General features: G+C 63.5%; 20 protein-coding genes. 16 read left to right on the forward strand and 4 right to left on the reverse strand.

The window, feature by feature from the left end; genetic code table 11:
- Window positions 1-112 precede the first annotated feature (112 nt).
- Together eno and ftsB are read left to right on the forward strand one after the other, a co-directional pair.
- Window positions 113-1,396, forward strand: coding sequence for a phosphopyruvate hydratase (gene eno, locus BLW71_RS02555; protein WP_042322785.1), 1,284 nt, complete (start codon window positions 113-115; stop codon window positions 1,394-1,396).
- 107 nt (window positions 1,397-1,503) lie between these two features.
- Window positions 1,504-1,938, forward strand: a complete 435-nt coding sequence (gene ftsB / locus BLW71_RS02560) for a cell division protein FtsB (RefSeq protein WP_091792905.1) — start codon at window positions 1,504-1,506, stop codon at window positions 1,936-1,938.
- Window positions 1,939-2,059: 121 nt separating this feature from the next.
- Here the strand turns inward: ftsB and BLW71_RS02565 are convergent, their stop codons facing one another.
- The 3 genes from BLW71_RS02565 to BLW71_RS02575 all read right to left on the reverse strand — a co-directional run bounded on the left by BLW71_RS02565 (window position 2,060) and on the right by BLW71_RS02575 (window position 4,183).
- Window positions 2,060-2,449: a hypothetical protein gene (locus BLW71_RS02565; RefSeq protein WP_091792906.1), complete on the reverse strand. Its 390-nt coding sequence runs from the start codon at window positions 2,447-2,449 to the stop codon at window positions 2,060-2,062.
- 194 nt (window positions 2,450-2,643) lie between these two features.
- A complete protein-coding gene (gene hslO, locus BLW71_RS02570) occupies window positions 2,644-3,594 on the reverse strand; it encodes an Hsp33 family molecular chaperone HslO (protein WP_091792907.1) in 951 nt (316 codons plus the stop codon).
- Window positions 3,595-3,658: 64 nt separating this feature from the next.
- A complete protein-coding gene (locus BLW71_RS02575) occupies window positions 3,659-4,183 on the reverse strand; it encodes a gamma carbonic anhydrase family protein (protein WP_091792908.1) in 525 nt (174 codons plus the stop codon).
- Window positions 4,184-4,513: 330 nt separating this feature from the next.
- Here BLW71_RS02575 and BLW71_RS02580 point away from each other — a divergent pair, with 330 nt between their 5' ends.
- The 10 genes from BLW71_RS02580 to BLW71_RS02625 all read left to right on the forward strand — a co-directional run bounded on the left by BLW71_RS02580 (window position 4,514) and on the right by BLW71_RS02625 (window position 13,789).
- Window positions 4,514-5,434, forward strand: coding sequence for a ferritin-like domain-containing protein (locus BLW71_RS02580; RefSeq protein ID WP_091792909.1), 921 nt, complete (start codon window positions 4,514-4,516; stop codon window positions 5,432-5,434).
- Between the two features lie 83 nt (window positions 5,435-5,517).
- Window positions 5,518-6,402, forward strand: a complete 885-nt coding sequence (locus BLW71_RS02585; RefSeq protein WP_091800291.1) for an alpha/beta fold hydrolase — start codon at window positions 5,518-5,520, stop codon at window positions 6,400-6,402.
- A 148-nt stretch (window positions 6,403-6,550) separates the two neighbouring features.
- Window positions 6,551-7,381 (forward strand): 3',5'-nucleoside bisphosphate phosphatase, encoded by an 831-nt coding sequence (locus tag BLW71_RS02590; protein ID WP_091792910.1) that lies wholly within the window; start codon window positions 6,551-6,553, stop codon window positions 7,379-7,381.
- A gap of 157 nt (window positions 7,382-7,538) precedes the next feature.
- Window positions 7,539-8,174: an L-threonylcarbamoyladenylate synthase gene (locus BLW71_RS02595; protein WP_091800294.1), complete on the forward strand. Its 636-nt coding sequence runs from the start codon at window positions 7,539-7,541 to the stop codon at window positions 8,172-8,174.
- A gap of 47 nt (window positions 8,175-8,221) precedes the next feature.
- Complete coding sequence (locus BLW71_RS02600; protein ID WP_091792912.1) at window positions 8,222-8,884, forward strand: site-2 protease family protein; 663 nt, start codon at window positions 8,222-8,224, stop codon at window positions 8,882-8,884.
- A 6-nt stretch (window positions 8,885-8,890) separates the two neighbouring features.
- The gene (locus BLW71_RS02605) at window positions 8,891-10,093 is read left to right on the forward strand and encodes a tryptophan--tRNA ligase (RefSeq protein WP_091792914.1); all 1,203 of its coding nucleotides are present in this window, start codon (window positions 8,891-8,893) and stop codon (window positions 10,091-10,093) included.
- A gap of 73 nt (window positions 10,094-10,166) precedes the next feature.
- Entirely contained in the window at window positions 10,167-10,766 is a 600-nt protein-coding gene (locus BLW71_RS02610; protein ID WP_091792916.1) for a class I SAM-dependent methyltransferase, read from the forward strand.
- A gap of 43 nt (window positions 10,767-10,809) precedes the next feature.
- Window positions 10,810-11,736, forward strand: coding sequence for a 4-hydroxy-tetrahydrodipicolinate synthase (gene dapA, locus BLW71_RS02615; RefSeq protein ID WP_091792918.1), 927 nt, complete (start codon window positions 10,810-10,812; stop codon window positions 11,734-11,736).
- A gap of 132 nt (window positions 11,737-11,868) precedes the next feature.
- Window positions 11,869-13,008, forward strand: coding sequence for an NlpB/DapX family lipoprotein (bamC, locus tag BLW71_RS02620; RefSeq protein ID WP_091792920.1), 1,140 nt, complete (start codon window positions 11,869-11,871; stop codon window positions 13,006-13,008).
- A 7-nt stretch (window positions 13,009-13,015) separates the two neighbouring features.
- Window positions 13,016-13,789, forward strand: coding sequence for an MBL fold metallo-hydrolase (locus BLW71_RS02625; protein ID WP_091792922.1), 774 nt, complete (start codon window positions 13,016-13,018; stop codon window positions 13,787-13,789).
- A gap of 145 nt (window positions 13,790-13,934) precedes the next feature.
- On the opposite strand, the gene BLW71_RS02630 is transcribed toward BLW71_RS02625, so the two are convergent.
- Complete coding sequence (locus BLW71_RS02630; RefSeq protein WP_007181342.1) at window positions 13,935-14,633, reverse strand: Bax inhibitor-1/YccA family protein; 699 nt, start codon at window positions 14,631-14,633, stop codon at window positions 13,935-13,937.
- A 299-nt stretch (window positions 14,634-14,932) separates the two neighbouring features.
- On the opposite strand from BLW71_RS02630, the gene ndk reads away from it, so the two are divergent.
- From ndk to ispG, 4 genes are all read left to right on the forward strand, one after another.
- On the forward strand, window positions 14,933-15,358 hold the full coding sequence (gene ndk, locus BLW71_RS02635) for a nucleoside-diphosphate kinase (protein ID WP_007181343.1): 426 nt from the start codon (window positions 14,933-14,935) through the stop codon (window positions 15,356-15,358).
- 161 nt (window positions 15,359-15,519) lie between these two features.
- Complete coding sequence (rlmN, locus tag BLW71_RS02640; RefSeq protein ID WP_091800296.1) at window positions 15,520-16,671, forward strand: dual-specificity RNA methyltransferase RlmN; 1,152 nt, start codon at window positions 15,520-15,522, stop codon at window positions 16,669-16,671.
- 217 nt (window positions 16,672-16,888) lie between these two features.
- Window positions 16,889-18,001: a helix-turn-helix domain-containing protein gene (locus tag BLW71_RS02645; protein ID WP_091792924.1), complete on the forward strand. Its 1,113-nt coding sequence runs from the start codon at window positions 16,889-16,891 to the stop codon at window positions 17,999-18,001.
- Window positions 18,002-18,087: 86 nt separating this feature from the next.
- Window positions 18,088-19,404: a flavodoxin-dependent (E)-4-hydroxy-3-methylbut-2-enyl-diphosphate synthase gene (gene ispG, locus BLW71_RS02650; protein ID WP_091792926.1), complete on the forward strand. Its 1,317-nt coding sequence runs from the start codon at window positions 18,088-18,090 to the stop codon at window positions 19,402-19,404.
- Window positions 19,405-19,417: the final 13 nt, after the last annotated feature.

Here is a 19,417-nt window from a genome sequence, read left to right on the forward strand (position 1 = left end):
TGCACGCAATGGTCGTCGAACGTATCGGCGCGCAAGCAGTTTGCCGGGGAGACCGGTCTGCGCCAGATACAGTGTCACAGTAAAGAATTCAACGTCATTTCTTGAGGAAACCATGAGTGCTATCGTAGATATCATCGGTCGAGAGATTCTCGATTCGCGAGGCAACCCCACCGTCGAATGCGACGTGCTGCTCGAGTCGGGCACGATGGGCCGCGCTGCGGTGCCGTCGGGTGCGTCGACGGGTTCGCGCGAAGCGATCGAACTGCGCGACGGCGAAGCCGGCCGTTACGGCGGCAAGGGCGTGCTGAAGGCCGTCGAGCACATCAACACCGAAATCTCCGAAGCGATCATGGGTCTGGACGCTTCCGAGCAGGCGTTCCTCGACAAGACGCTGCTGGAGCTCGACGGCACCGACAACAAGTCGCGCCTCGGCGCGAACGCGATGCTGGCTGTCTCGATGGCCGTCGCCAAAGCCGCTGCTGAAGAAGCCGGCCTGCCGCTGTACCGCTACTTCGGCGGCTCGGGCGCGATGCAACTGCCGGTGCCGATGATGAACATCGTCAACGGCGGCGCGCACGCCAACAACAGCCTGGACATCCAGGAATTCATGATCGTGCCGGTCAGCCAGCCGACCTTCCGCGAAGCACTGCGCTGCGGCGCCGAGGTGTTCCACGCGCTGAAGAAGATCCTGTCGGATCGCGGCATGAGCACGGCAGTGGGCGACGAAGGCGGCTTCGCGCCGAACTTCGGCAGCAACGACGAATGCCTGTCGACTATCCTGCAAGCCATCGAGAAAGCAGGCTACCGCGCCGGTGAAGACGTGCTGCTCGCGCTCGACTGCGCAGCGAGCGAGTTCTACCACGACGGCAAGTACCAGCTGGCTGGTGAAGGCCTGCAACTGTCCTCGACGGAATTCGCGGATTACCTCGCGAACCTGGCCGACAAATTCCCGATCGTCTCGATCGAAGACGGCATGCACGAAAGCGACTGGGCCGGCTGGAAGACTCTGACCGACAAGCTCGGCAAGAAGGTTCAGCTCGTGGGCGACGACCTGTTCGTCACCAACACGCGCATCCTGAAGGAAGGCATCGAGAAGGGCATCGCCAACTCGATCCTGATCAAGATCAACCAGATCGGCACGCTGACGGAAACCTTCGCGGCGATCGAAATGGCCAAGCGCGCGGGCTACACGGCCGTGATCTCGCACCGCTCGGGCGAAACCGAAGATTCGACGATTGCGGATATCGCAGTCGGCCTGAACGCCGGTCAGATCAAGACGGGTTCGCTGTCGCGCTCGGACCGCATCTCGAAGTACAACCAGTTGCTGCGCATCGAAGAAGACCTCGGTGATATCGCCAGCTACCCGGGCAAGTCGGCGTTCTACAATCTGCGCTAATGGCTGTTGTGCTGGCGCCGACCGATGAGCCGGTTATCCTTCGTTTCTGATTGACCCCGCCGCCCTGCGTATAGCGCAGGGCGGCGTGTATTTATTGTGCTTACTTCATGCGGCTTGTCACTGCTGTCCTGATCGTTCTACTGGCGCTGATCCAGTACCCGCTCTGGTGGGGGCATGGCGGCTGGCTGCGCGTCCACGAGTTGCAGCAGCAACTGGCGCAGCAGGTGCAAAAGAATGCCGACTCGAAGCTGCGTAACGAGCGCATTCAAGGTGAAGTGCAGGATTTGCAGAACGGCACGGCCGCGGTCGAAGAGCGGGCGCGCTATGAAATGGGCATGGTGAAGGACGGCGAAGTGTTCGTGCAGTTCGTATCGCCGAATGCGCCGTTGCCGACGGCGAACACGCCATCGGTGACCACATCCACGCGCGGTGAGATGTCGGCGGCGCCGCTGCATGTGGTGCCGAATCCGGAATCGCGCGCGAAGCCGGATCGCAAGCACGGCGGCAAAGGTGCTGCGAACGAGAAGAAGCCTGCGCACTGAGCTTCGTCGCGGCTCAAGGGCGCAATACGAGAGACGTAAAAAAGGCACGGCGAGTACCGTGCCTTTTTCTTTATGCTCGCTCGTCGGGCCGGATTCTCGCGCCGCGTGAGCTTGCCGCCGCTCACCAACCCCAGTACGGCCCGTAACCGACGCCAATTCCCGTACCCCAGCCGTGCCCCCAACCACCACCGTAGTAGCTGCCGTACACACTGACTGGCGGCGTGTAGTAACGCGACCAGGCTTGCGCCGCGTTTTCGGCGGCAATCGCCTGATTCTGCTCGGCCATGACCTGCTGGTCGATCGCGTCATAGCGCTGGCGCTCTGCGGGTGTCAGCGGTTGGGCGGTGCCGGCCATGCCCGACTGGTCGGCGGGCAGGCGGCTATAGATCGGCGACGGCCCCGGCGGGTCCATCATGCAGCCGGCCAGCACGCTACTGCCGACGACGATAGCCAGCACGGCGGCCGCGCGTGCGTGACGCAGCAGCGGCATCAACGAAGCAGGGTGGTTCATGTTCGATCTCCATCGGTCGGATGCCTAAGCAAATCATGCGCCGCCTGGCCCCGCCAATGATTCAACGCAATATTCGACGATGCTGTGCCGCCCGAGCCCTGAAAATGCAGCGGGCGACACGGTATTGTCTGCCGTGACACAAGCGTGACGGACCGGCGTTCGGCGTGCATGGAGCCCGCGCGCCGGCGGGCCGTTCAGTGCCGCTGTTCAGCCGCGGGCGTCACTCCTTGTGAGAGCGCCTCGGCGACAAAAAGTTGCGCGACATCGACCGGATCGAACTCGTAACGCTGGTTGCAGAACTCGCAATGAATCTCCACGTGACCGCGCTCTTCGAGTACGCCGTCCACCTCTTCGCGGCCCAGCATCTTCAGCATGCCGCCGACCTTTTCGCGCGAACACGTGCACTCGAAGCGCGTCTTTGCCGGTTCGAAATGCTGAACGTTCTCCTGCCAGAACAGGCGCCGGAAAATCGTTTCCGGTTCTTCCTTCAGCAACTCGTCTTGCGACATCGTGCCGCCCAGCGTGCAGACGCGTTCCCACGTGTCCGCGTCCAGATCGCCCGGATGCGGGACGATGCCGCCGTCTCCCGGCAGTTTTTGCAGCAACATGCCGACGGCACGCTCGGTGTTCGCCGCGAGCCATAGACGCGTGTCGAGCTGCTCCGAGTGGTGCATGTAATGCTCGAGCACTTCGGACATCGAGTTGAGCGGCCCGTCCACGCCCGAGAGCGGCACGATACTTTGATACGGTTGCTGACCGGGCTGCTTGTCGGCCGGATCGAGCGTGATCACGCAACGGCCGTGGCCGCTCGCGTTCAACAGGTCGACCATGCTGGTCGTCTCGCCGATCACATTGGCCGCTTCGCCTGACAGCTTGGCGGTGGCGCGCATCGACAGATCGGAGCCGCACTGCACCACCAGCATCTTGACCGGGCCGTCGCCGAAAATCTGCATGATGAGCGTGCCGTCGAACTTGAGGTTCGCCGACAGAAGCGCGCACGCGGCCATCATTTCGCCCAGCACCGTGCGCACCGGCGCCGGATAATCGCGGCGTGTCAGGACTTCCTGCCACGTATTGCGCAGCGAAACGATCTCGCCGCGCACCGGCGCCGCGCTGAACATGAATTTTTGCAACTGGTCGCTCACAACTTTTCCTCGGTCAAATGACGCAGCGTGATGCCGCGTCGTGCGCGCCGTGCGCACCGGCTGGCTAGCCGATGCGCACGAGCTGCGCCTTGTAATATTCGCGGCGCTCGGCATAGGTTGCCGCGCCGCGCTGCATGTTGGCGATATCCTTCTCGGTCAGTTCGCGCACCACCTTGGCGGGCGCGCCGAGAATCAGCGAATTGTCGGGAAACACTTTGCCTTCGGTGACGATGGCGCCCGCTCCGACCAGACAGTTGCGGCCGATCACCGCACCATTCAAGACCACGGCCTGAATTCCGATCAGCGAACCTTCCTTGATCGTGCAGCCGTGCAGCATGACCTGGTGGCCGATCGTGACGTTCGGCTCGATCGTCAGCGGAAAACCGGGGTCAGTGTGCAGCACGGCGTTTTCCTGCACGTTGCTACCCGTGCCGATGGTGATGGGCTCGTTGTCGCCGCGAATCGTCGCGCCGAACCAGACGCTGGCGTTCTCTTCGAGCGTCACGTTGCCGATAATGCTCGCTGAATCCGCTACGAACACGCTTTCATGGATGGTCGGGGCGGCATCGCCAAGCTTGTAAATGGTCACAGTGTCTCCTCTTGATCGGTCGCTACGTGCGCGGAATAGGGCGCGAAACAGGCCGGCATGTCTTGCGCCGCCGGGCTGTGCCGCCACGCCAAGGCTTTGGCCACGTTGGATGGTCGTCGAATCGAGTATTGTAAACGGTTGTGTGCTTGAGCCGCTTGATACGGCGGCGCGATACGCCGCTTCGCTCCTGGGGCTGCCGGATGCGTGGTCGTGCCGCGGCTCGTGCTTTGAAGGCCGCGGGTCGATGTATCGGCCGCGGCTCGTCCTGCCGTTTCCCTGGCCTCCGCGCCTTCGGCTCTTTTTGCTGTTTCCTTTGTCGATCCGCTTGCCATGATGTCTGCCGCTCCGTCCGCTCCGTCCGCTCCGTCCGCTCCGTCTGATTCATCCGTCGCCGATTCCGGACGGCAAGCGCATTGCGCGCGCGCCGCCGCGCTCCACGCATTGTGCGAAGCCGATCCGGCCGCCAAGGCCGCCGCGGCCCGAGGGCTCTACGCGGCGGTACTCGAAGGCGGCATGGTGTGCGCCGCAGACCTCGAACTCGTCGAACCGGCCGGTCTGCCGGGCCGTCCCGCGCGGCCCGAACTGGTCGATCCGCGCCAGTTGAAGCGGCGCAGCATGCAATCGCCGCAAGGGCGCGCGGTTCTGCTGCATGCGCTCGCGCACATCGAATTCAACGCCATCAATCTCGCGCTCGACGCGGTCTGGCGCTTTGCCGGCATGCCCGCGGCGTTCTACACAGACTGGCTCAAAGTCGCCGCCGAAGAGGCCTATCACTTCTCGCTGCTGGCCGCGCGCCTCGCGCAGTACGGCCACGTCTACGGCGACTTCCCGGCCCACGACGGCTTGTGGGACATGTGCGAGCGCACGCGCGGCGACGTGCTGGCGCGCATGGCGTTGGTGCCGCGCACACTCGAGGCGCGCGGCCTCGACGCCTCGCCGCCGATTCGAGCGCGCCTGTTGCAGGCGGGCGATCAGGCATCGGCGGCAATTCTCGACGTGATCCTGCGCGACGAAATCGGCCACGTGCTGATCGGCAACCGCTGGTTCCGGCACCTGTGCGACGCCAGCGGATTCGACCCTCATGACTCGTACACGCGTCTTGCCGACCAGTATCACGCACCGAAATTACGTGGTCCGTTCAATTTCGAGGCGCGCCGCGAGGCCGGCTTCGACGAAGCGGAACTGGCCGAGCTGACAGCCCTCGCGGGCCTCGACGCTCCGCAGGCGGTGCCGCCGTCGGCCGCCGACTGAGGTTTCCTTCGCAATCCGGCGCCGCGCGTTGCCGGCCTATCTCGTTATAATCGAACGACCATTCTTTTTTGGACGTGCCGTTCATGAACTCTTCCCGGTCTGAATTCGTCGCCGTGCGCGGCATCCGTCTGCATGTGCGCCGCTGGGGCAACCCGGATGCGCCGATGCTGTTCATGCTGCACGGCTGGATGGACGTCGCGGCCTCGTTCCAGTTCGTCGTCGACGCGTTGGGCGGCGAGTGGCAGGTGCTGGCGCCGGACATGCGCGGTTTCGGCCTGTCGGACTGGCCGGTGGCGGAGCGCGGCGGCGGCAATTACTGGATCCAGGACTATCTGGCCGATCTCGACGCCTTGCTCGACCACTATGCGCCGACCGGCGAAGTGAATCTGGTCGGCCACAGCATGGGCGCCAACATTGCCTGCGTGTATGCGGGCGTGCGGCCGGAGCGGGTGCGGCGCGTGGTCGACCTCGAAGGGTTCGGCCTCGCGCCTTCGCACGCGGCGCAGGCGCCCAAACGTCTGCGCAACTGGCTCGACGAATTGCGCGATCCGCCGCAGCTGAAGCGCTACGCGTCGCTCGAGGACGTCGCCGCGCGTCTCATCAAGACCAATCCGCGCCTCGATCCGCAGCGCGCGCAGTTTCTCGCGCAGCATTGGTCGAAGCCGGATGGCGAAGGGCGCTTCATGCTGCTCGCCGACCCAGCGCACAAACTGCGCGGCCCCGCGCTGTACCGTCTCGACGAAGTGATGGCGACGTGGCGCAAGGTGAGCGCCAGGGTGCTGCACGTGGAAGCCGCCAACTCGCCGACGCTTGCGCAGATCGCCGGCGAAATTCCGCTCGACGAGTTCAAGGCGCGCTTTCAGGCGTTCCCGAACTGGCGCGAGAAGATCATCGACGAAGCAGGGCACATGGTTCACCACGACCAGCCGGAGCAGGTGGCCGCGCTGATAGAAGGGTTCTGCGCGTAGCGTCCTCGAAAGGCCGAGGAATCGCAAAGGGCGCTTCCTTCGGAACGCCCCGCATAGGAACTGCCTCCGGTCGGCGGTTGCGCGAGATAGCTCTGCGTCCACTTACTGCGTTGCAGTAAAATGAGTGCAGATCCTTTTCAAGACAACGATGAACGCCGACCTCCACTGTCATTCCACCGTTTCCGACGGCCAGTTCGCGCCGGCCGAAGTTGCGCGCCGCGCGCACGCGGGCGGCGTGACGCTGTGGGCGCTCACCGATCACGATGAACTCGGCGGCCAGCACGAAGCGAAAAACACCGCCGAAGCGCTCGGCATGGGCTATCTGAGCGGCGTCGAAATTTCGGTGACGTGGGCGTCGCGCACGGTGCATATCGTCGGGCTGGGCATCGATCCGACCAGTTCGATCCTGATCGACGGTCTCGCGCGCACCCGCAACGGCCGCGCCGCGCGCGCCGAAGCCATCGGCGAGCAACTGGCCACGCTCGGCATTCCCGACGCCTATCGGGGCGCGCTCAAATACGTATCGAACCCGGACATGATTTCGCGCACGCATTTCGCGCGGTTCATGGTTGAAAACGGCTACGCCACTTCCACGCAAGACGTGTTCACGCGCTATCTGGGCGACGGCAAGCCCGGCTACGTGTCGCACCGGTGGGCCAAACTGGCCGACGCGGTCGGCTGGATCCAGGCTGCCGGCGGCGAAGCCATCATTGCGCATCCGGGTCGGTATGCTTACTCGCCGGTCGAATTCGACGCGTTTTTTGCCGAATTCATCGATCTCGGCGGCAAGGCGATCGAAGTGGTGACGGGCAGCCATACGCCCGACCAGTATCGCGAATACGCGGATGTCGCGCGCCGTTTCGGCTTCGAGGCGTCGCGCGGGTCCGACTTCCACGCACCCGGCGAAGGCCGTGTCGACCTCGGCACGCTGCCGCCGCTGCCCTCCGATCTGAAGCCCGTCTGGGAACGCTGGCTGTGAGCGCGCCGTGCCGTAGCGGCACGTCGAGCGCGAAAGCCGGCGGGGCGCGGCGCGCGGCACGCGCCTGGCTCCAGGCTTGGGCGCGATCTTCCGGCCGGTCTTCAGCCGCAGTTCATTTACCGTTCAGCCGCAGTTCATTCGTCAGCCAACGTTAGCCATGTCCCAATACTTCCGGCTTCATCCTGATAACCCGCAGCCGCGCCTCGTCAAGCAGGCCGTGCAGATCATCAACGATGGCGGCGTGGTCGCGCTGCCGACGGATTCCAGCTACGCGCTCGCTTGCCATCTGGACGACAAGGACGCGGTCGAGCGTCTGCGGCGCATTCGCGGACTGGACGAGAAGCAGCTGCTGTCGCTGCTGGTGCGCGATCTGTCCGAACTCTCGAATTTCGCGATGGTGGATAACCGGCAGTACCGGCTGATCAAATCGGTGACGCCCGGCCCCTATGTATTCGTCTTGCAGGCTACCAAGGAGGTGCCGCGGCGCCTCTCGCACCCGTCGCGCAAAACCATCGGCCTGCGCGTGCCGGATCATGCGATCACGCTGGCAATTCTCGAAGAACTCGGCCAGCCGCTGCTCGGTTCGACGCTGATCATGCCGGGGGAAACCCAGCCAATGAACGACCCGGAAGAAATCCGCGCGCGTCTGGAAAAGCAGCTGGATCTGGTGATCGACGGCGGTCCTTGCGTGTGCGAGCCGTCCACGGTGATCGATCTGACCGGCGCGGAACCGGTGCTGGTGCGGGCAGGGCGCGGCTCTCTCGCGCCGTTCGGCCTCGAAGAGACGGCATGAGTGAAAGCGGACAGACGCACGCAATCGCGTTGTTACAATAGCGAGTTATGGATTCTTCCCTGATACAGACCATTGCGGTATACGCGTTGCCCGTGATTTTCGCCATCACGCTGCATGAAGCCGCGCATGGCTATGTGGCGCGCTGGCTCGGCGACAACACGGCCTACGTACTCGGCCGCGTGTCGGTCAATCCGATGCGGCACATCGACCCGCTCGGCACGATCGCGATTCCCTTGCTGCTGTACTTCGCCACCAGCGGCGCGTTCATGTTCGGCTACGCCAAGCCGGTGCCGGTCGCCTTCGGCAACCTGCGCAATCCGCGCTGGGGCAGCCTGTGGGTCGCGGCGGCAGGACCGGCCTGCAACTTCGTGCAAGCGCTGGTCTGGGGCCTGTTCGGTGTCGCGCTCGCGGTAATGAATGTGGACGAGCCGTTCTTCACGCGCATGGCGGGAGCCGGCGTGGGCGTGAATCTCGTGCTCGGCGTGCTGAACCTGTTTCCGCTGCCGCCGCTCGACGGCGGCCGTGTGCTAATGGCGCTGCTGCCGCCGCGGCAATCCATCACGCTGTCGCGCCTCGAGCCGTACGGTTTTTTCATCGTAATGGCGCTCGTCATGACGGGCACGCTGACGCGCTACTGGCTGAACCCGCTTGTCACGATCGGCTATAGCGCGATCACCGCCATTCTGACTCCTCTTGTTTCGCTTTTCTAAATAATCATGTTCCCAGACCGTATCTTCTCCGGCATGCGGCCCACCGGGTCGTTGCACCTCGGCCACTATCACGGCGTGCTGAAAAACTGGGTGCGGCTGCAGTCCGAGTACCCGTGTTTCTTCTGCGTGGTCGACTGGCATGCGCTGACCACGCATTACGAAACGCCCGAAGTGATCGAAAAGAACGTCTGGGATGTGCTGACCGACTGGCTGGCAGCGGGTATCGATCCGGCGCAGGCCACGCTGTTTATTCAGAGCAAGGTGCCCGAGCATGCCGAACTGGCGCTCCTGCTCGGCATGAGCACGCCGCTCGGCTGGCTCGAACGCGTGCCGACCTACAAGGAGCAGCAGGAGAAGCTGAAGGACAAGGATCTGTCCACTTACGGTTTTCTCGGCTATCCGGTGTTGATGGCGGCGGACATCCTGTTGTATCGCGGCTCGCTCGTGCCGGTTGGTGAAGACCAGGTGCCGCACGTCGAAATGACGCGCGAAATCGCGCGCCGCTTCAACTACCTGTACGGCCGTGAACCGGGTTTCGAGCAGAAGGCGAACGAGGCGGCGAAAAAGCTCGGCGGCAAGCGCGCCAAGCTCTATCACGAACTGCGCAATGCCTACCAGCAGGAAGGCGACGACGAAGCGCTCGAACAGGCGCGCGCCATGTTGCAGGAATCACAGAGCCTGTCGATGAGCGATCGCGAGCGTCTGTTCGGCTACCTCGAAGGTTCGCGCAAGATCATTCTGGTCGAGCCGCAAGCCATGCTGACCGAGGCGTCGCGCATGCCGGGTCTCGACGGTCAGAAAATGTCGAAGTCGTACGGCAACACGATCGGCCTGCGTGAAGACGCGGAGACGATCACGAAGAAAGTCCGCACCATGCCGACCGATCCGGCTCGCGTGCGCCGCACCGATCCGGGCGACCCCGACAAGTGCCCGGTGTGGCAGCTTCACCAGGTCTACACCGACGAAGCCACTCACGACTGGGTGGAGAAGGGCTGCCGGTCGGCCGGCATTGGCTGCCTCGAGTGCAAGCAGCCGGTGATCGAGGGCATTCTGCGCGAGCAGCAGCCCATGCTCGAGCGCGCGCAGAAGTACATGGACGACCCGTCGCTGTTGCGCGCGATCGTCGCCGACGGCTGCGACAAGGCTCGCAAGTTCGCCACGGAAACGATGCGCGACGTTCGCGAGGCCATGGGCCTGTCTTACAACTGAAGCAACTGACGCAAGTGAAGCAGCTGACGCGAGTGATCCAACCGGTGAGCCGTGCTGAACGGCGGGCAAGTCGATGAGCACGCCCGCTGCCGCCATGCACGGACTGGGCGAGCCGTCTCCCTGGGTGCGCGATTGGGCGCATCTGGTCGCGCCGGGCGGCGCGGTGCTCGACGTCGCATCCGGCGCGGGCCGGCATGCGCGGTTCTTTGCGTCGCTGGGGCATCCGGTGACCGCCATCGACCGCGACGCGGCGGCGCTCGGCATGCTGCGTGGCGAGCCGCTCGTCACGCCAGTCGAAGCCGACCTCGAAGGCGCCGCGTGGCCGTTGCCCGCCGAGTCGAAATTCGCCGCCGTCGTGGTGACGAATTACCTGCACCGCCCGCTCTTTGCACAGCTTTTGCGCGCGCTCGCGCCCGGCGGCGTGCTGGTTTACGAGACCTTCGCGCAAGGAAACGAAAGGGTCGGCAAACCCTCTAATCCGGCGTTTCTACTGGCGCCCGGCGAGCTGCTCGAGCGCGTGCGCGGCCAGCTCCGGGTGGTCGCATTTCAAGATGGTTTTCTCGCGCAGCCGCGCCCGGCCTACGTCCAGCGGATCTGCGCAATTCTGGAGGCGGAGCGCTCAGTCGACCCCGCGCAGGCGGCAGCTCCGCCTTGTTACGAGTTGGCTGGCTAATCCGCTACAATCGCGGTTTACCTGATCAAATTCATGGCGTTTCATGACTAACGGCAACCAAGGCAGCAACCAAGGCAGCAACGACGGCGTTCAGATTCGCGGCAGCATTCCTGCCATCATCACCCCGATGCTCGAAGACGGCAGCCTGGATCTGCCGGCGTTTCGCAAACTGATCGACTGGCATATCGCAGAGGGCACGAACGCTCTCGTCGTGGTCGGCACGAGCGGCGAATCGGCCACGCTGTCGGTCGAGGAACACGTGCTGATGGTCAAGACCGCGGTCGAGCACACGGCGGGCCGGATTCCGGTGATCGCGGGCTCGGGCGGCAATTCCACGACCGAGGCGATCGAACTCACCCAGCAGGCCAAGGAAGTCGGCGCCGACGCCACGCTCCAGGTCGTGCCGTACTACAACAAGCCGACGCAGGAAGGCATTTACCGCCATTTCGCGAAGATCGCCGAAACCGTCGATCTGCCGGTGATCCTGTACAACGTGCCGGGCCGCACCGTTGCGGACATGAGCAACGAAACCATTCTGCGTTGCGCGCAGGTGCCGGGCATCATCGGTGTGAAGGAAGCGACCGGCAATATCGATCGCGCCGCGCATCTGATCAAGTCCGCGCCGTCGCACTTCGGCATCTACAGCGGCGACGACCCCACCGCCATCGCGCTGATGCTGCTCGGCGGCCACGGCAATATTTCGGTCACCGCCAACGTCGCGCCGCGCGCCATGAGTGATCTCTGCAAGGCTGCGCTCGCCGCGGACGCTAAGACCGCGCGCGAGATTCATATGAAACTCCTGTCGCTGCATAAGAACCTGTTCATCGAATCGAATCCGATTCCGGCCAAATGGGCGCTGCAGCAATTGGGTCGTGTGCAGGGCGGAATCCGCCTGCCGCTCACGCCGCTCGATCCGCAATACCACGAAGTGGTGCGCGGCGCGCTGCGCGAAGCGGGCCTGCTGGGCTAGGCGGACAGCGTCCGCGGCACCACCAGCGCCAACGAAAGCCTGCCACCGGCACTCCCTTAACCGACGTCGATCCAGCCCACGTTCCCGGCACACAGAACCAAGGCACCGCGTTCCAGCATCACGAAGGACCTCATGAAACGTTCCGCACTTTCCCTCCACGCAACCCGCATGGCGGCGCTGGCGCTTGCCCTCACGACGCTCGCCGGCTGTGACACGCTGAACGACTGGTTTGCTTCCGACCGCGTCAACTACAAGGGCGCGGGCAGCGCGCCGGCGCTCGCCGTTCCCGGCGATCTGAGCACCACGCCGACCGATCAGCGCTATGTCGCACCGCCGGCCAATCTGGCGCTGGGCGGCGCGCAGCAGCGCGCGGTCACGGCCGCCGGCAATTCGACCGAAGGTCAGCCGAACGCGCAGGATCCGTTCGGCATGCATATCGAACGTGACGGCGATCGCCGCTGGCTGGTGGTCGACGGCCGCACGCCGGAACAACTCTGGTCGCAGTTGCAGGAGTTCTGGCAGGAGAACGGCTTTGCGCTGAAGACCGACGCGCCGGCTACCGGCATCATGACGACCGACTGGGCTGAAAACCGCGCCAACATTCCGGACGACTGGTTCCGCCGCACGGTCGGCAAGGTCATCGATTTCGCGTATTCGTCGGGCACGCGTGACAGCTTCCGCACGCTCGTGTCGCGCGCGCCGGGCGAAACAACGGACATTTCCATCACGCACAGCGCGATGGAAGAAGTGATGACAGGGCAGGACAAGACGTCCTCGCGTTGGGAAGAGCGTCCTCGCGATCCGGCCCTGGAAGCGCTGTTCCTGACCAAGCTGATGCAGAAGTTCGGTCTGACCGAAGCGCAGTCGAAGCAGTTGCTGACCGACGCGCGTCCGGCGGTGGCGCCGACCACGCTCGACCAGAGCGCGGGCGCGTCCACGCTCGATCTGCAGGAGTCGTTCGACCGCGCATGGCTGCGCGTGGGCCTCGCGCTCGACCGCACCAACTTCACCGTCGACAACCGCGATCGTGCGAAGGGCATCTACTACGTGCGCTACGCGGATTCGATGCAGGAGCTGAAGAAAGAAGGGCTGTTCGGCAAGCTGTTCTACAGCGGCAATACGGCGAAGAAGCCGGGTCAGGAATTCCTCGTCAACGTTCGCTCGAAGGGCGATGCAGTGACGCAGGTGGCCGTGCTGAACGCGAACGGACAGGTGGACAATTCGTCCGACGCGCAGCGCATCGTGACGCTGCTGCACGCGCAACTGAACTAAGCGGACCGTGAGGTTCGCGAGTCTCGGCAGCGGCAGTGAAGGCAACGCCATGCTGGTGGAAGCGCAAAGCGGCGCGACCACCACGCGTGTGCTGCTCGACTGCGGTTTTTCGGCCAAAGAAGTCGAGCGGCGGCTGACGCGGCTTGGCGCGAGCGTCGAAGGTCTCGACGCGATTCTGATCACGCATGAGCATGGCGATCACATTGGCAGTGCGCTAACGCTGGCGCGCAAGTGGTCGATTCCCTTGTACATGAGCTGGGGCACCGCTCGCGCGGTAGGCGCCGACGAAGCCGACGTGGACCTGCAGGTGCTCTGGGGCGACGAAGCGGTGGCGATCGGCGACCTCAGCATTCTCCCCTACACCGTCCCGCACGACGCCCGCGAGCCGTTGCAATACGTGCTCTCGAACGGCGCGAGCCGGCTTGGCGTGCTGACGGACGTCGGCACGTCCACGCCTCATATCAGCTCGGTGCTGAGCGGATGCGACGCGTTGGTGCTCGAATGCAATCACGATGTGCGGATGCTGGCGGGCAGCCGCTATCCGCAATCGTTGAAAGCGCGCATCGGCGGCAATCATGGGCATCTGAACAACGACGCGGCGGCTGAAATTCTGGCTTCGCTCGATCGTTCGAGATTGCGCCACCTGGTCGCCGCGCATCTGAGTCAGCAGAACAATTCGCCTGAACTGGCGCAGGCCGCTATGGCCGGCGTGCTGGGCGCGGCGCCTACAGAAGTGGTGGTGGCTTCGCAGGACGACGGGTTTGCGTGGCTGAGCGTCTGATCCGCGCCTGATTCCTGACGCTTGCCCCGCGCGGCGGGTGCCGCGATTCCATGAAAAAAGCCCATAACGATTACTCGTTATGGGCTTTTTCTTCAAGGCGGAGCGTCTCGAACGCCGCGCCCTGAATCAGGCTGGTTTGCCAACCTTAGTTGCGGTTACCGCCGAAAATTCCGAGCAGCGCGAGCAGGTTGACGAACACGTTGTACAGGTCAAGGTAGATCGCGAGGGTGGCGGTGATGTAATTCGTTTCACCGCCGTTCACGACGCGCTGAACGTCGAACAGCATGTAGGCCGAGAAGATCACGATGGCGAGAACCGACACCGTGAGCATCAGCGCCGGCAGATGCAGGAACACGTTCGCGACCGATGCGAGCAGCAGCACGATCACGCCCATGAACAGCCACTTGCCGAGACCCGAAAAGTCGCGCTTGCTAACCGTGGCGATGGTCGCCATCGACGCGAAGATCACACCAGTGCCACCGAAGGCGAGCATGATCAACGACGGGCCGTTCGAAAAACCGAGCACGAAGCTCAGGATGCGCGACAGCATCAGGCCCATGAAGAACGTGAAGCCGAGTAGCACGAACACGCCGGCCGCGCTGTCTTTGGTTTTCTGGATGGCGAACATAAAGCCGAAGGCGATCGCGAAGAACGCCAGCATGCTCATGGCGGGACTCGTGGCGGCGAACAGCGAGAAACCCGTGGCGAGGCCCACCCACGCGCCGAGCACTGTCGGAATCATGGACAGCGCGAGCAGCCAGTAGGTGTTCCGTAGCACGCGGTTACGCGTTTCGACCGTGCTGACCGCGCCATTGCGGCCAAAGCTATACGGATGATCGTTCATGGTCTCTCCTTACCTCAGAAGCAAGTTGCGTATGGTTGTGAAGCGGGTTGTAGCGAGCCGGGCCGTGGCATCCCTGTCACCGGCGCGGCGCTCTCATCCCTAAGATTGGCGCGCGGGCAGGGAGTTTCAATGCCCTGAAAATACTGACTTGGCACCCACACGGCCAACGCTACCAGTATTCGGAAACTCCTGCTTGGAGTCTTTCAGTGTTGTAAGGGTTCAATCGCAATCATACACGGGAACATGCTACAATAGCGGATTCATTTGAATCTGTAACCTCTTAATTTTTTGGAGTTTTTATGGCGATCGAACGCACCCTGTCCATTATCAAGCCGGACGCAGTGGCCAAGAACGTGATCGGCCAGATCTATACCCGTTTCGAGAACGCTGGTCTGAAGATCGTGGCTTCGCGCATGGTTCACCTGTCGCGCGCCGACGCAGAGAAGTTCTACGCCGTGCACGCCGCACGTCCGTTCTTCAAGGATCTGGTCGATTTCATGATCTCGGGCCCGGTCGTCGTGCAAGCGCTGGAAGGCGAAAACGCCATTCTTAAGCACCGTGACCTGATGGGTGCAACGGACCCGAAGAAGGCGGAAAAGGGCACGATCCGCGCCGACTTCGCAGACAGCATCGACGCGAACGCAGTGCACGGTTCCGACGCGCCTGAAACGGCAGCAGTCGAAATCGCGTTCTTCTTCCCGCAAGTGAACGTCTACTCGCGTTAAGCAGGACTTGCCCTGCGCGGTTCGTGCAGCCGATCTGTTTTATCGCACGAATCGCCCGGCAAAGTAGTAAGGTAAAAGCAGCAGGAATGGGCGCGAACGGCATTGCGTTCATGCAGCTTGTTGCATGAACGTAGTCTCGCACTGAAATGGCAGGATTCGATATGACGAGCAGTCCCACCGTCAACCTTCTCGACCTCGACGCCCAAGGGCTTGTCGCCTACTGCGACAGCCTGGGCGAGAAGCCGTTTCGCGCCAAGCAATTGCAGCGCTGGATTCACCAATACAACGCTGCCGACTTCGACGGCATGACCGATCTGGCGAAGTCCTTGCGCGAAAAGCTCAAAGGGCGCGCCACGATCTCGATGCCCGGTATCGTCAGCGACCATATTTCGACCGACGGCACACGCAAGTGGCTGATCGACGTCGGCAACAGCAACGCGGTTGAAACTGTCTACATTCCCGAAGAAACGCGTGGCACGCTGTGCGTGTCGTCGCAGGCCGGGTGTGCAGTCAATTGCCGTTTCTGTTCGACCGGCAAACAGGGTTTTTCCCGCAATCTCACCACCGGCGAAATCATCGGCCAGTTGCGCATGGCCGAGTTCGCGCTGCGCGCGTCGCGCGGTGTGGATGGCGGTCGCGCCACGGGCGGTGACGGCAAGGGCGAGCGCGTCGTCACGAATGTCGTGATGATGGGCATGGGCGAGCCGCTGCTCAACTACGACGCGGTCGTGCCGGCCATGCGCCTGATGCTCGACGACAACGCCTACGGCCTGTCGCGCCGCCGCGTCACGCTGTCCACCTCGGGTGTCGTGCCCATGATGGACCGGCTCGGCGCCGATCTGCCGGTGGCGCTCGCGGTCTCCCTGCATGCGCCTAGCGATCCGCTGCGCGACATGCTCGTGCCGCTGAACAAGAAATATCCGCTGCGCGAACTGATGGCAGCTTGCCAGCGCTATCTGAAAGTCGCGCCGCGCGACTTCATTACGTTTGAATATTGCATGCTCGACGGCGTGAACGACAGCGAGGCGCAAGCGCGCGAGTTGCTCGCCATTACGCGCGACGTGCCGTGCAAGTTCAACCTGATTCCGTTTAATCCGTTCCCCGAATCGGGCCTCATCCGCTCGAAGCCAGAACAGATCAAGCGGTTTGCACAAGTGTTGATGGACGCAGGCGTCGTCACCACGGTGCGCAAAACACGCGGCGATGATATCGACGCTGCCTGCGGTCAGTTGGCCGGTGCGGTAAAAGACCGCACTCGCCTTGCTGAACGCACCGGGAAGGCAGCGAAGATTATCGAGGTTCGCGCCGTGTAATCGCGCGGGGACCGCAGCGCGCAGATGGTCGGGGAATGCTCCCCGAAAGCGCGAAAACCTGCGGTGCCGGCGTCGATTGAAAAGAAAGTTTGCAGAAGCGATCGGAAGCGGCACACAAGGCCGCACATTTTGTTATAAACGGTCTGCGATTCGGACGTGAGGCTTGAGCCTGTCGGGGTTGCACAAGTGAAAAAGAATCGACGCGAAAGGATTTGGGATGAGTGAGCCGCAGCACCCGCAGCCGCAGGACACAGACACGAACGAAGGCCATCCGTCGCCGGTCGCACGGGCGGTGGTGCAGCCCGCCGTGCAGCCGGGCATGGATTCGTTGGCGGCGGTGGGCGCGCGCTTGACCCAACTGCGTGAATCGAAAGGCTGGACGGTCGACGACGTGTCGGCGCGTCTGAAAGTGTCAGTCATCAAGTTGCGCGCGCTCGAATCGGGCGACATCAGCCACTTGCCGGACACGACCTTCGCGCTGGGTGTGATGCGTAGCTACGCGAAGATGCTCGGCGCCGATCCCGCGCCGTTCACGGCGGTGCTGCGCCGCGAGAAGGGTGTGGCCGCGCCGGATCTGTCGATGCCGGCTTCGTCGGGAAAAGATTTGCCGCGCGGGCGGGTGTCGCTGTCGCTGGGCGGTAGCGGACAAAAAAGCCGCTCCTGGTTGTGGGGCGTGGCGGCGGTGATCGTCGCGGTGATCGCGCTCGGCATGTGGCACACCAACGGTGGCGATTCGTCTGCATGGCTTGCGCGTTTGAAAGCGAGCGCGAACGGTGCCGCTGGTGGTGTGACGGGCGCATCGGGTACGGTGGCGCAAGGTCAATCGGCGGGTTCCGAAGCAACGGCGGCTGAGTCTGCGTCAGCGCCGGAGGCACAGGTGGCAGCAGAGAACGCAGCGTCGGCTACGCCGATGCCCGCGCCGCTTGCCACCGGCACGACGCCGTCGTCAGCGCCGGCGGTCACGGCAACAATGGCTGCGCCCAAGGCAGGCTCACAGGCCCAGGTGGCCGCAGCACCGGGCGCGAGTGCGCCGGCGGCGGTGGTTGCGGGCGCGTCGGCGGCAATGGTGGCGCCGGCTGCCGGTGACTCAGTCGTCGCATTGCGTGTGACACAAGACAGCTGGTTCAGTGTGCGTAGCAAAGATGGCAAGGAGGTGTTCTCCGGCCTCGTGCACGCGGGCGATACGAAGGAAGTGACGGGCGCGGCACCATTCAAGATCACGGTTGGCAACAAGGCCGGTCTTGAATCGCTGACGCTCGATGGCCAGCCGGTCGATCCGTCGAAATATTCGGCTGCCAAAGGTAACGTGGCGCGTTTCGCACTGCCTTGACAAATACGGTATGCGCCGCGGCCAACCGGTCCGCGGCGCTTTTTCAATTCAGGCGCCACGTCTTTTGTGTGGCGCATGCGGCGTAAATGGGTTTTTCGATGCATTCCGAAGCTCAATCCCAATCTGGTAGCAAGATTATTTCCGACGAGCCGGTGTTCGGCGGCCAGGCTGCGCGGCGCAAGTCGCATGCGGTCGACGTCCGTTGGGGCGGCCAGCTCGTCACCATCGGTGGCGACGCGCCCGTGCGCGTCCAGTCGATGACCAACACGGATACCGCGGACGCCATCGGCACCGCGATCCAGATCAAGGAGCTCGCGCAAGCCGGCTCGGAACTGGTGCGTATCACGGTGAATACGCCGGAAGCGGCCGCGGCCGTGCCGGCCGTGCGCGAGCAGCTCGACCGGATGGGCGTGTCGGTGCCGCTCGTCGGCGACTTCCACTACAACGGCCATTTGCTGTTGCGCGATTACCCTGCGTGCGCGGAGGCGCTGTCCAAGTACCGGATCAATCCGGGCAACGTGGGCCACGGCGCGAAGCGCGACACGCAGTTCGCGCAAATGATCGAAGCCGCGGTGAAGTACGACAAGCCGGTCCGTATCGGTGTCAACTGGGGCAGTCTCGACCAGGATCTGCTCGCGAAGATGATGGACGCGAACGCGGCGCGTTCCACGCCGTGGGAAGCGCAAAGCGTGATGTACGAAGCGCTGATCCAGTCGGCAATCGGCTCGGCGGAGCGGGCGGTCGAACTCGGCCTGTCGCGCAACCAGATCATTCTGTCGTGCAAGGTCAGCGGCGTGCAGGATCTGATCGCCGTGTACCGTGAACTGGCGCGCCGTTGCGATTTCGCGCTGCATCTCGGCTTGACCGAGGCGGGCATGGGCTCGAAAGGCATCGTGGCATCGACCGCGGCGTTGTCCGTGCTGTTGCAGCAGGGGATCGGCGACACGATCCGTATTTCGCTTACGCCGGAACCGGGCGGATCGCGCACCGGCGAGGTGATCGTCGGCCAGGAAATTCTGCAGACCATGGGTCTGCGCTCGTTCACGCCGATGGTGATCGCGTGCCCGGGTTGCGGTCGTACCACCAGCACGCTGTTCCAGGAACTGGCGTCGCAAATCCAGACCTACTTGCGCACGCAGATGCCGGTGTGGCGCGATCAATATCCTGGCGTCGAGAAGATGCACGTCGCGGTGATGGGCTGCATCGTCAACGGTCCGGGTGAGTCGAAGCAGGCCAACATCGGTATCAGCCTGCCGGGTTCGGGCGAAAATCCCGCCGCGCCGGTGTTCATCGACGGCGAAAAAGTGAAGACGCTGCGCGGCGATAACATCGCGCAAGAATTCCAGCAAATCGTGAGTGACTACGTTGAGCGCAGCTATGGCCGCGCCACGGTAGCCAACTAAATATCGGCTCTCG

This window comes from Burkholderia sp. WP9, from assembly GCF_900104795.1.
GTDB lineage: Bacteria > Pseudomonadota > Gammaproteobacteria > Burkholderiales > Burkholderiaceae > Paraburkholderia.

Excerpts from the sequence above, each read along its gene's own strand:
- eno (WP_042322785.1), top strand. The coding sequence starts at position 113 with ATGAGTGCTATCGTAGATATCATCGGTCGAGAGATTCTCGATTCGCGA.
- ftsB (WP_091792905.1), top strand. The coding sequence starts at position 1,504 with ATGCGGCTTGTCACTGCTGTCCTGATCGTTCTACTGGCGCTGATCCAG.
- BLW71_RS02565 (WP_091792906.1), bottom strand. The coding sequence starts at position 2,449 with ATGAACCACCCTGCTTCGTTGATGCCGCTGCTGCGTCACGCACGCGCG.
- BLW71_RS02580 (WP_091792909.1), top strand. The coding sequence starts at position 4,514 with ATGATGTCTGCCGCTCCGTCCGCTCCGTCCGCTCCGTCCGCTCCGTCT.
- BLW71_RS02585 (WP_091800291.1), top strand. The coding sequence starts at position 5,518 with ATGAACTCTTCCCGGTCTGAATTCGTCGCCGTGCGCGGCATCCGTCTG.
- BLW71_RS02590 (WP_091792910.1), top strand. The coding sequence starts at position 6,551 with ATGAACGCCGACCTCCACTGTCATTCCACCGTTTCCGACGGCCAGTTC.
- BLW71_RS02595 (WP_091800294.1), top strand. The coding sequence starts at position 7,539 with ATGTCCCAATACTTCCGGCTTCATCCTGATAACCCGCAGCCGCGCCTC.
- BLW71_RS02600 (WP_091792912.1), top strand. The coding sequence starts at position 8,222 with ATGGATTCTTCCCTGATACAGACCATTGCGGTATACGCGTTGCCCGTG.
- BLW71_RS02605 (WP_091792914.1), top strand. The coding sequence starts at position 8,891 with ATGTTCCCAGACCGTATCTTCTCCGGCATGCGGCCCACCGGGTCGTTG.
- BLW71_RS02610 (WP_091792916.1), top strand. The coding sequence starts at position 10,167 with ATGAGCACGCCCGCTGCCGCCATGCACGGACTGGGCGAGCCGTCTCCC.
- dapA (WP_091792918.1), top strand. The coding sequence starts at position 10,810 with ATGACTAACGGCAACCAAGGCAGCAACCAAGGCAGCAACGACGGCGTT.
- bamC (WP_091792920.1), top strand. The coding sequence starts at position 11,869 with ATGAAACGTTCCGCACTTTCCCTCCACGCAACCCGCATGGCGGCGCTG.
- BLW71_RS02630 (WP_007181342.1), bottom strand. The coding sequence starts at position 14,633 with ATGAACGATCATCCGTATAGCTTTGGCCGCAATGGCGCGGTCAGCACG.
- ndk (WP_007181343.1), top strand. The coding sequence starts at position 14,933 with ATGGCGATCGAACGCACCCTGTCCATTATCAAGCCGGACGCAGTGGCC.
- rlmN (WP_091800296.1), top strand. The coding sequence starts at position 15,520 with ATGACGAGCAGTCCCACCGTCAACCTTCTCGACCTCGACGCCCAAGGG.
- BLW71_RS02645 (WP_091792924.1), top strand. The coding sequence starts at position 16,889 with ATGAGTGAGCCGCAGCACCCGCAGCCGCAGGACACAGACACGAACGAA.
- ispG (WP_091792926.1), top strand. The coding sequence starts at position 18,088 with ATGGGTTTTTCGATGCATTCCGAAGCTCAATCCCAATCTGGTAGCAAG.